At 42.2% G+C, this 12,126-nt stretch carries 5 protein-coding genes; 4 read left to right on the plus strand and 1 reads right to left on the minus strand.

Translation table 11 applies throughout. The annotated features are described in order from the left end of the window. Positions 1-145: 145 nt before the first annotated feature. The 4 genes from ACFFGV_RS16915 (at position 146) to galU (ending at position 10,518) form a co-directional block, all read left to right on the plus strand. Positions 146-2,272, plus strand: coding sequence for a S8 family serine peptidase (locus ACFFGV_RS16915; RefSeq protein ID WP_377350352.1), 2,127 nt, complete (start codon positions 146-148; stop codon positions 2,270-2,272). 393 nt (positions 2,273-2,665) lie between these two features. After that, on the plus strand, positions 2,666-6,808 hold the full coding sequence (locus ACFFGV_RS16920; RefSeq protein WP_377350355.1) for a cell wall-binding repeat-containing protein: 4,143 nt from the start codon (positions 2,666-2,668) through the stop codon (positions 6,806-6,808). A gap of 152 nt (positions 6,809-6,960) precedes the next feature. Further along, entirely contained in the window at positions 6,961-9,480 is a 2,520-nt protein-coding gene (locus tag ACFFGV_RS16925) for a S8 family serine peptidase (protein WP_377350358.1), read from the plus strand. Positions 9,481-9,633: 153 nt separating this feature from the next. Beyond that, the gene (gene galU / locus ACFFGV_RS16930; RefSeq protein ID WP_377350361.1) at positions 9,634-10,518 is read left to right on the plus strand and encodes a UTP--glucose-1-phosphate uridylyltransferase GalU; all 885 of its coding nucleotides are present in this window, start codon (positions 9,634-9,636) and stop codon (positions 10,516-10,518) included. Positions 10,519-10,786: 268 nt separating this feature from the next. On the opposite strand, the gene ACFFGV_RS16935 is transcribed toward galU, so the two are convergent. Beyond that, positions 10,787-11,932, minus strand: a complete 1,146-nt coding sequence (locus ACFFGV_RS16935) for an acyltransferase (protein ID WP_377350363.1) — start codon at positions 11,930-11,932, stop codon at positions 10,787-10,789. Positions 11,933-12,126: the final 194 nt, after the last annotated feature.

Consider the following 12,126-nt stretch of genomic DNA (forward strand, 5'->3'; position numbering starts at 1 on the left):
TACGGTTAGGACAGTTCTTTTTCTTTGTTTTTATGTATAGATAGTACGTCAAGTTGTTGTAAAGTTTCTCCAATTACTCTATTAAAGTAAATACTGACTATGATATAATCAGCTTGATTTTGATAGGGAGAAGGTGGACTACATAATGAGAAATGCAGCACCCTTACATACTTGGTTTTCTGTGGCTGCTATCGTTGCAGTCACTATCGTTCTGCTGGCATTACCGGATGGAATTGCAGCAGCGGACGACAGCAGTGTAGATAGAATAATTGTAGAATATAAGGATTCATCCAAAGCTAGTTTACAAGGAGCAGAAACGGAGCCATCAAAACAATATGATGTCGTGGAGGTTCCGAAGGATAAGGTGAAGGAGAAGATGGAACAGTTGGAGAATGATCCTTCCGTTGCTTCAGTAGAAAAGGATGGAAGAATTCGTTTGTTTGGTCAAGAATCGAATGATCCACTGTATCATCAGCAGAAGTCTTTTTTCAAGGATATCCATCTTGGCAGCAAATGGGTCTCTAATGCTTCAGCGGATCAAATTACAGTGGCGGTCGTAGATTCTGGAGTAGATTTAGATCATCCTGATTTGAAGGCGAATCTCGTTCCTGGCTTTAATGCGCTCCATGATAACAGTCAGGAAAACGAGGAGAGCGGGATTCAACAGAAGGAGGCTGTGCCAGAGGACCATTACGGACATGGAACTCATGTAGCGGGCCTCGTTGGTGCGGAGACCTCCAACAATCTCGGTGTTGCTTCTGTTTCAAAAGGAACGAACATTATGCCGATAAAAGTAATGGAGGGAGAAGAAGGCTGGATTAGTGATGTGGTGCAAGGGATTGAATATGCTATCTCCAAAGATGTAGACATTATTAATTTGAGTCTTGGTACATTTGAGAATAAAGACCAGCTCAAGGATGTCATAGAGAAGGCAGAACGAAAAGGAATTTTGGTAACGGCAGCTGCTGGAAATGATGATGTGGATCGATCAGTCTTTCCAGCTGCCTACCAATCGGTTATCTCAGTAGGCTCAACTAATACCGGTTCTAATCAAAGAGCAGATTTCTCCAATTATGGAGATTTTATTGACGTAGCTACACCAGGAACGAGCATATTCAGCACAACGATCGACGGATATAAATACTTGGATGGAACGAGTATGTCAACGGGAATTGTCTCCTCCACCATGGCAAGCTTAATGGAGCAATATCCTTATCTGAGTCCGGACCAGATGAAAGAGGTTATTCTGGAAGGCACTTCTTCCTTACCATCGTCTGTGCAATTAGGGAAAGGAAAGCTAAATCTCTCACAATCTGTTCAGTACGTATTGACGAATAATAGGGTAGCGGGGACGAATTCTGTCGAAACCTCTCTTGAAATTGCTCGTTCCGGATGGGATTCCTTACAGGTACAATCCTATAAGGCAAACGGTAAGAGTTGGAAGGGTAAGTTCGTAGTTATGGCGACAGGGGATAAATTCCCGGACAGCTTATCAGCAACTCCTCTTGCAAACCATCTGGAGTCACCAATTTTGCTCATTAGCCGTAACAACATAACGTCTGACCACCTCAACGAATTAAACCGATTGGATGCAGACTATGTCATCCTTGTTGGGGGAGAGGGAGCAGTAGATAGTCACGCTGAGCAGCGGCTGAGGGAGGAAGGCTATGAGACGATACGAGTTCACGGCGATTCCAGATACACGACAGCGCTTGAAGTTAGTAAAACATTACCATTCAACCAGGATGAGGCTATTTTTGTAACCGGAGAGAATTTCCCTGATGCTGTATCAGTTGCTGCTTATGCAGAAAACGCTGGCATGCCTATTTTATTTGTCCGCGAAAACCGCATTCCTTCTGAAGTGGAGCAATATGTACAGCAGAAAGGCTATGATAAAGCGACCATTATTGGTGGACCAAACGTAGTGAGTGACACGGTTGCCAATCAATTAGGGGCAGGTTCCACTATACGGGTTAATGGCAACAATCGATATAAAACGAGCTATGAAGTATTGAAGCATTTTAGTACTTCCTCAGACAGGGTTTATTATGCCACGGGAGAGAAGCATAACGATGCCTTAACAGGTGGTGCGTGGGCTGGGAAGAACAACGAAAATCTTCTGCTGATCCCGCCAGAGGATTTGGCCAAGGACTATGCCAATCATCTCACCTATGCTCGCAATAAAAAAATGACCTCCTACAAAATATTAGGCGGCCCGAATGCCATCCCGGTAAGCACAGCCTGGGAAATTGATAGACTATTACAATACTAATTGCTGAGAAAAGAAGCGCCACAAATAAAGTTGGCGCTTCTTTTTTTATGTATTCCATCCTCTGGTTTTTCTCCTCATTAACCCCTACAACATAAAGTCAAGCCTGATATGCAATAGGGGCAAGGGCTTACATTTCCCTGTTAACTTTTGTAGGAAAGTAAAATAGTAGGTCGACATACTCACCTTGCATGAATGAATTAGTTACATTATTATAGTGCAAATTGCAATATCTGTCACGAATTGCAAAACTTTCGGAAAAAAATAGTCTATACTCAACTTAAATGTTGAAAATTTTCTAAATAATAAGTAAAATAATGTTTGTAAGTGCAAGAAATTAATGGAAGGAGGAGCGCTGGGTATATCCGTTCATAATCATAGGGGAGGGAACATTTAGTGGAATTTAAGAAAAAAGCACTATCAGTAGTAACCGGTGCTACACTGGTACTATCATCATTCGCAGGAACATATGCTCCTAAAGCTGAAGCGGCTTTAGATGCGACGAAGAACCCAATTAAAACTCAAGTATCTTCAGCTTTACTAGCATTATCGGCAAGTGATCAGGAATCACAGGAATTAGTTGTCGTTTCAGATGGGAAAGAAGACATAACGAAACAGTTAGAGAAACTTGGAGCGAAGGTATTGTATAACGAGAACAAATACGTGTACCTCGCAGAAGTTCCAACTGCAAAAGTTATGGATGTATATAAGCTGGACAACGTTGCAGCTCTTTCTGAAAACTACACACACGAGCCGGTTGAGAATGACGATAGCGATTTCCAACAGGAAATAGATAATGTGAATGACAAAGTATCTCCTTCTAACGTGGAAACGCATAAACAAACAGGTGCAGACAAATTCCAGCAGAAATATGATGGTACAGGTACTCGGGTTTCCATTATTGATACTGGTATTGATCCTGGTCATACCGCATTCCAGCAAACAACAGAAGGAACAGAGAAAATTGTAGGAGTGGAAGACTACACGCTTCAAAATGAGCTTGAAGGCGACTATGTAGCTGACGGTGACGTTATATTTAACGAGCAGTTTGATGAAGGTGCAACTATCGATACGAAGGATTCCGGTACATACAACACGACTGGTATTGATTCTTCTGATGATAAGCTATGGTTCGGGGAGTTGAAATATAATGCTGACCCTGAAGAACCAAATGATTTAAACGCAGATGGTACGAAGAATAATAATCAAGATGAAACATTTGGCGTGCTTGTTGCAGGTGATGATATTTATGTAGACAACAACATGGATAAAGATTTCACCGACGAAGAAGCCATCTCTAAAACAGCAACCTCTACATTAGACGTAGATACTTCTGATGATGTAGCAGGTGCTAACTATCGTGTCAATGGCTTTGAAAAAGTGGAAGCTCCAGATGGTACGAATATGGATGACTATTATTATGCGAACTTCTTCGCTGACACGGGTGGTCACGGTACACACGTAGCAGGTATAACTGCCGCTAACTCTCCAGATGGTACTGGTGACGACATTTATAATGTAGACATGAAGGGTGTATCTCCTGGTGCGGAACTAGTAGGACACAAGGTATTCCGTGCAGGGGAAGGTGCAGCAACGCTTTCTATTATGAACGCAATGGTTGATGCTGCATTACCAGAAGGAGAAGGCGGTTACGGTTCTGATGTAGCGAACCTAAGTCTTGGATCCCTTCCAGATCTGAACGATGGGATGAACTCCTATACAGAATTAGTGGATATTCTTTCTGAAGAATATGGTATTACGTATGTTATGTCTGCTGGTAACAGTGGTCCTGGGCTGGATACTGTCGGCTCTCCAGGAACGATTGAAAATGCAATCTCTGTAGGAGCTTACATTGATAGTGAGATGTGGGCAACTGAATATGGTGCCTTCCCATATGGAAAGAATGAGGATGGTTCACCTAAAGAAGGAGAAGGTCTATGGTATTTCTCCTCAAATGGTCCTCGTGAAGATGGCCTGCAAAAGCCAGATATCGTAGCGCCAGGTGCTGCGTACTCTACTGTTCCGGTTCAAGAGGGAGCTTATGGAGTGAAGCAAGGTACAAGTATGTCCTCTCCATACGTTGCTGGTACAGTTTCTATTTTGAAGAACGCAGCTCAAGAAGAACGCGTTCCTTTCTCTTATAAGTCTGTTCGAGAAGCGCTAATTCAAACAGCTCGTTCTATGGATGATTATAACCGTGCTGAGCAGGGTGCAGGTTTAATCAATGTCCAAGACGCATTTGATTATATGGAAGATAATATGATCAAAGAAATGAATAATATTGATGTGAGCGTAAACTTTGGGGAGAAGGTCGCTGGAGGTAAAGGAGTTTCTGTACGTAATACAGAGCTTCCAGAAGAGATTACTATTCAGCTTCACAATGATAGTGACGAAACAAAGAACCTGAAGCTAAGTAAAGATGCTGACTGGTTCAAGGTTTCTGACTCCTCTATTAAACTAGCACCAAATGAAGCGAAGACGATTACAGTAATGTATGATCACAGCAAGCTAGAAATGGGTACGAATGCAGGCATGATTACAGTGGATGATGAGTCTACTGCTTATGCAGAAGCTCGTATTCCACAAACAGTTGTGAAAGCTAACGAATTTAACGATGACAATAACTATCGTTGGAGCATGGAAGATGAAGTACAGGCTTCTAAAGAGAAGAGCTACTTCTTCGACGTAGAGCGTGGCGTAGAGGAAATTAACGTGGATCTGAGTGCTCTTAAAGAGAATGGCGAATACCAGGGCCGTGTTCGTATGATCGTATTTGACCCTGATGGTAACGAAGTAAGTGAATTCCAAGGCTACGCAGGTTCTGGTAATGGCGGCATGGAAGTAGAAACCAATACCTTTGTCAGCCCTAAACCTGGTACTTGGGAAGTAGCAGTGTACGCTTCCTTCGGATCTGAGCAGGAAACGAATAAATACGCATTAGATGTAAAAGCGCAAGGTGTTATTAATAATCCTGGTATCCTTGACCTTGGCATCTCTACTGGAGAAGCTCAATCCTTCTCTAAAGAAGTATTCTTCACCAACTACCTTTCTGATGATAAGGAAGTGTATGTAGAAGGTGGAGCATTCAGTGAACCAATTGTGGAAAAAGAGCGTATTACAGCTCCAAATCAGGATCTATACCTGAAGCCATTAGAAATTAAGAACAACGTTTCTCTAGAAATTCGTACGAATAACCCAGAAGCAGCAAGCGATGATGCTGACTTGTATCTTTTCAAGGAAACAGAACAAGGGTATAAGCAAATTGCTATTTCTGGTAGTGCTACATCCGATGAAAGCCTGTCCTTTAAAGGCTTAGAAGATGGTAACTATGCGATTGGAGTACTTGGATATTCTGGTGAAATTAAGCTGGATCTTATGACGAAAGAAGTAAAAGTTCTTTCTCCAGGAGAAGAAGGTAAAGGCTCTATTACTCTTCCAGACAAGACGTATGACATGCCTGTATCTGGTAAAGTAAAAGCTACAGCTGATATTACTACTCCTGAAGAGAACAATCAGTACTATGCTGGTATCTTCCTAAGAGATGCGAAGACCGATGAAGTGTTGAACATGCTTCCTGTATATATCCAGGAAAATGCTGTTACGACACTAGCGGGTACGAATCGTGTGGAAACTTCCATTGAGATTTCTAAAGACATGTACCCAACTGGATATGAAGCAGCAGCGAAAAATAAAGCCGTTGTCATTGCAACTGGCAACAACTTCCCTGATGCTCTATCCGCTGGCCCATTAGCAAGTCATTATCAGGCTCCAATTCTATTAACTGAATCTGGTAAAGCTCTATCCCAGGATGTACTGGATGAGCTGAAACGTCTTCATGCTGAACAAGCATACATCATTGGCGGAGACGGAGTAGTACCAGAGAAAGTGGTAGAGCAGCTGAAAGACTTTGGTATGAGCGATGCGGAAATCCAACGCTTTAGCGGAGACGATCGTTACGAAACAAACCAAGCAGTAGTAAGCCACTTAGTGGATAATGGTTTTGTAGGTAATGGCGTATTCATGGCAACTGGTGAGAAATTTGCAGATGCGCTAAGTGCTGGACCGTTTGCTGGAGAAAACAAAATGCCAATCCTTCTTACGAGAGAGGATAAGCTCCCTGAAGGTGCTGCACAGTACGTAAAAGGCGAAGCTGTTTCCATCGTAGGTGGACCAGGTGTTGTCTCTAAAGATGTAATGAAAGAAGTAGAGAAGCAATCTTCAGCTGTGAAGCGTTTTGCTGGTACAAACAGATACGAAACGTTAAAAGCAGTTCTTGAAGAGTACGCTAATCCAACAGATACATTCTACGTATCTACTGGACAGAAATACCCTGACGCGCTTTCTTCTGCACCACTAGTGGCGCAAAAAGGTGGAGTTCTGCTTCTAACAGATACGGATGAAATTCCTGCTTCCGTTAATAACTTCCTGACTAAATATCTATACCAGAACAACGTAGAGAAAATCGTTGCTCTTGGTGGTCCTAACGCTGTTAGTCTAGAAGTAAAAGAAGCATTATTGAAACAACTCTCTAACGAATAAACAAGGAAGAGGATGTCCGCTAAGGGCATCCTTTTTTTGCTTCCTCCCGCTAGATTTCATTCATTTTTTACAGTTATTAGTAATTAATTAGTCTTTTATTCCTTGTAATCATGTACAATGGAAGGAGGATAGATAAATGGAGGAGGGGTTGTTTGAAGAAAAATAAGGTATATGGCGTTGTGGCTGCATGTGCACTGCTGCTTACGATTGCCATTCCTCAAGGGGCACAGGCAAAGGACAAGACAGTAACTACCTATGAAGAGATGCACCAGCAAAGCTTGCAAAACTATCAATCTAAAAAAATGGCAGTGCAGTCAACAAAGAGCTTCGCTATGGAAGACATACATAATCGCCAAGTCATCATTCAATTAACAGAAGGAAGCGAATGGGAAGGCAAATATCCCATAGAGAGAATAGTGGATGGAATGTCTGATAGCAAGTGGCTGGTGGTACGAATTCCAGAAGATGCATCTTATCAGCAAGAGCTGCAATCTATTGCATCCTTGCCGTATGTACAAACCGCACATCCTGATTACCTCCTATCTACTTTTGGGAAGCCGTTAGACGAATATTATGTTTATCAGAATTATATGAAGGACATCAATATGGAGAAGGCTTGGAACATCACAAAAGGAAGCTCTTCCGTAAAGGTAGCGGTTTTGGATTCCGGTGCAAATGTATCACATGAGGATTTTAATGGTAGATTTCACTATCCATTTAATGCGATGAATGGTGGGTCTAACATTAGAGATGAAGTCGGGCATGGTACGTTTGTGTCGGGCATTATAGGTGCCAATGATAATACAAAGGGAATTACAGGAGTAGCCCCAAATGTTAGCTTGATCCCTGTAAAAGTTGGAGACGATTATGGCATTGCGATGTCAGACGCAGCTGAAGGAGTCTACCATGCCATGGAAAAAGGGGCAGATGTTGTGAATATGAGCTTTGGTTCCACATATGAGGACACCGCACTAGCGTCTGCTCTACTCTCAGCGTATGAGGAAGGGATTTTACTCGTAGCAGCAACGGGCAATGATTCCACCTCCAGACCAATGTACCCTTCAGCGTACCCGTGGGTCATGGCAGTAGGAGCAACTGATACGACACAGTATGGCAACGCAATGGCTTATTTTTCTAATTATGGCCCCCATGTTGATATTGGAGCCCCTGGAGTAGATATCTTCAGTACATCTCCAGGCAGCAGCTATTCCTTTGGTGATGGAACATCCTTCTCTGCCCCAATGGTAAGCGGAGTAGCTGCCCTTATTAAAAGCAAGCATCGTCATTGGAATGCAGATCAGGTTCAGTATGCCCTGCAAACAAGTGCAGATAAATGGAATAGTAGTCTGGAATGGAATGAGGATTCTGGCTTTGGTCAGCTCGACGGGTATGATGCTCTGAAGGCTTCCATGTCCTATTATGAAAAAGATAAATCCAATTCTATACGTAGTGCAACGGTTTTAAAAGAGTCTGATAAGGTGGAGGAGGGTTTCAACTTTCCAAGAGACTCAGACCTCTATTCCTTTGACATGAAATATGATGGCTCCATTCAAGCAGAAATGAGTAACCTGCCACAGCATATTGACGGAGAGCTGAGCCTGTATAAGGAAGCTGGTAACGGTTATACGTTAGTGAGGGAAGCAGACAGGTACACGGAAGGAGGTTCAGAGGAAATAGCCACCTCCTTGAAAGCTGGTAACTATATTATGCTCACAAGCGATTATTACAGCAATTGGTCCAAACAGCCATATACGCTCACTATGGAAAGGCATTACGACAACGAGCCGAATCGTTTGAAAGGGAATAGCCGGTACGAAACAGCAGTAGAAATTTCCAAGGCAGGCTGGAGTAATGGAGCAGATACGATTGTGCTGGCAAAGGCGAGCGATTTCCCTGATGCTTTAGCGGGAGCCCCTTTAGCATATGCGGTAGACGGACCTATTTTGTTAAGTAAATCCGCTCGGTTAGATGAGGCGACGAAGGAGGAAATCATACGACTTCGACCAAAGAAGGCTTATCTTCTCGGAGGAAAAAACGCATTACAACCTGCTATTCAAAAGGAACTGAATAATCTTGGAGTAGAAACTGTAACAAGAATTGCCGGTACCAATCGAAATGCCACCGCCAAAGCTATTGCGGATGAACTGAAAGCAGTAACCAATTCACAAACATTCCAGAAGGCGATTGTAGTCTATAACAAGAACTTCCCGGACGCTTTATCTGCAGCTGCCTATGCTGCAAAAAATGGCTATCCTATTCTGTTAAGTGATAAAGATTCCTTGCCGATCGAAACCGCCTCTGCACTGGAGGATGTGAAGCAATCAATCATCGTAGGTGGAGATGGCGTAGTATCAGACAAGGTGAAAAGGAAGCTCCCTGATCCAGCTCGTTATGCTGGCACTAATAGATACGATACGAATTTCGTATTTAATGAAAAAGCAGGTGTCCATACCAATAGTGCTTTAGTCACAACTGGAGAAAATTTTGCCGACGCATTAACAGGCTCTGTACTCGCAGCAAAGCAGGATAAATTAATGATTTTAGTGAAGCCGGATAAAGTTCCGGATGAAATTAAACAGCTTGTGCAACAGCATTCTATCCACCATTTTGATATACTGGGAGGACCAAATGCAGTAAACCGTCACATTGGGGTAGAGCTACAAGCCTACTAAATCAAATAAAGAGTGGCACAATATGTCTAAACGTGTCGCTCTTTGTTAATTTTCACATACGCAGCTTATTTTTTCAGGAAAATGGAACAAATTTATGGAATATTTATGTTACAATACGACTATTCTATACTAAATTCCAAACGGAGGTTAAGGATGAAACAAGTTAAAAAGGCAATTATACCAGCAGCAGGACTAGGAACTCGCTTCTTACCAGCGACGAAGGCTATGCCTAAAGAAATGCTTCCAATCGTAGACAAGCCAACCATTCAGTACATAGTAGAAGAAGCAATTGAATCAGGAATTGAAGACATTATTATCGTTACTGGAAAAGGAAAGCGCGCGATTGAAGATCACTTCGATTACTCGTTTGAACTAGAAGAAACTCTGATGAGAAAAGAAAAATATGACCTCTTAGAGAAGGTAAAGGATCCTTCTAAAGTGGACATTCATTACATAAGACAAAAAGAGCCAAAAGGATTAGGCCACGCGGTATGGTGCGCACGCAAGTTTATTGGTGACGAGCCATTTGCGGTACTTTTAGGAGATGACATCGTACGCGCAGATGTTCCAGGCTTGAAACAGCTGATTAATCAGTACGACCAAACACTCTCCTCCGTTATCGGTGTTCAGCAGGTACCAGATAATCAAACTCACCGCTACGGTATTATCGATCCAGAATCCAAGCACGAGCGTCTATATCAGGTGAAGAATTTCGTAGAGAAACCAGCTAAAGGGGAAGAGCCTTCCAATCTGGCCATTATGGGGCGCTATGTTCTAACCCCAGAAATCATGACCTTCTTAGGCAAGCAGGAGCGCGGTGCCGGCAACGAGATTCAACTAACCGATGCCATCCAGGCCTTGAACGGTATCCAGCGAGTATTCGCCTATGACTTCAGCGGCTCCCGCTACGATGTCGGAGAGAAGCACGGATTTATTAAAACACAAATCGAGTTAGCATTAGAACGCCCGGACCTACGGGAGGATCTACTAGAATTCCTAAAGGAAACAGTAGACAAGCATCATTCTATGAACTCTTAATCTAAAAAGCTATGCCTCTTCTTTCTTAAAGAGGCATAGCTTTTTTGTAGGTGAGCGTCTGGTGGGAGAGCATATCCCGGAGGAGGGCGCACACCTGGAGAGCGGATATTCAAGGAGGAAGAGGACATATCCAGCCAGAAGCCACCGCCCAAAGAACGCCCCTCATCCAAAAAGTCCCCCATCACGGTTAGTAGAGAATAAACCCGCCTAACTAAACGCAAGCTAGAGCCATATAAAAAGCCCCTTCCATATTGGGAAGGGGCTTGTCTTACGTGTTTACGGTTTGTTCGTTGTAGCGTTCCTGCCTTTGCTGTTGTCTCTTGCTGGTCTGCCAGAACAGTGGAGATTTCTCTGGCAGCTTTCCGAAGATGAGGTTAGCCCATGGGAAGTAACGGTGTACTGCCCAAATAATAAAGTAGCATAGGATAACCACGACAATATACTGGGTTAACACTTCTACATGAAACCAATAGTTGTTATGAATGGGGATAACTCGCTTAACTTCTTTAATTACAAATGGGTGAAGCAGGTAAAATCCAAAGGAATACAGGGCGACATTCTTTGCCATTTGAATTTTGTCCGCTGTTAGTTTTTGACTAATCCATTCGGTTAGTCGGAAGAAGAAGTATCCCCCTACGATTAAATAAACGAGATTGAGATATTCATAGAAATCCCAGCTCACTTTTATTTCCCCTACTGTGTACACATAATAATAGTAAAGAGAGGTAAGGGATCCAGCGATTACGGTTATTATTCCATACACAATTCCTGATTTGTTCGATGCTTTTTGCTTTTCTTCTAGATAGTGTAATCCTAGCCATCCGCCTAGAAGAAATGGACCGATTGCTTTTAGGAACAATACTTCGTCTGTAAAGTTATAGGTGGAGTTCAGCCAATAATAACCCGCATCTATAGCTATCCCGAATAGCCACATATACCTTTTAAAGAAGGACAGCTTTTGTGCTGCATACACAAACAGTGGGAGCACGATATAAAACTGTACAATTAAGAAGATAAAGTGTAGCTGGTAATAGGAATCACCTGTGAGAATATTTTTGGTTACACTTACAAAACTAAGGGAACGATCCTGCGTAAGAACAGCATATCCTTCATAGAATAGTGCCCAAACGACATAGGGTACAACAATATAAAAAACACGTTTTTTATAATAGTCGGCAATAACAGATTTGGTCCATTGCTTCTTATAATAATTAAAGAAGAAGACAAGGCCGGTGATCATAATAAAGATGCCTGCTTCAATACGGATAATTCGATTTAGAAAGTGGTACTTTGCAAAGGCACCTGAGCCCATATCAAGGGTGCTGTAATAAGTTGCAGTTACATGGACAAGGACAACACAAAGCATTGCGATAAGCCTTAAGAAGTATATAGATTCTATACGTTGTTTTGCCATATAATAACCTCGATTCTACATATCTTGTTTTATTTCGATTAAATCTTATATATTTTCTCATGGATTTTGGGAAATGTCTATTTCATCCATAATTTAACTTTACTTAAAATTTGTCGAAAATTAACACAATTAATATACACTCTGACAGAAAATGCTATACAATGTAAAATGTAGTGATTTTTACCGGACGTAAG

Source organism: Pontibacillus salicampi, assembly GCF_042434395.1.
GTDB lineage: Bacteria > Bacillota > Bacilli > Bacillales > BH030062 > Pontibacillus > Pontibacillus salicampi.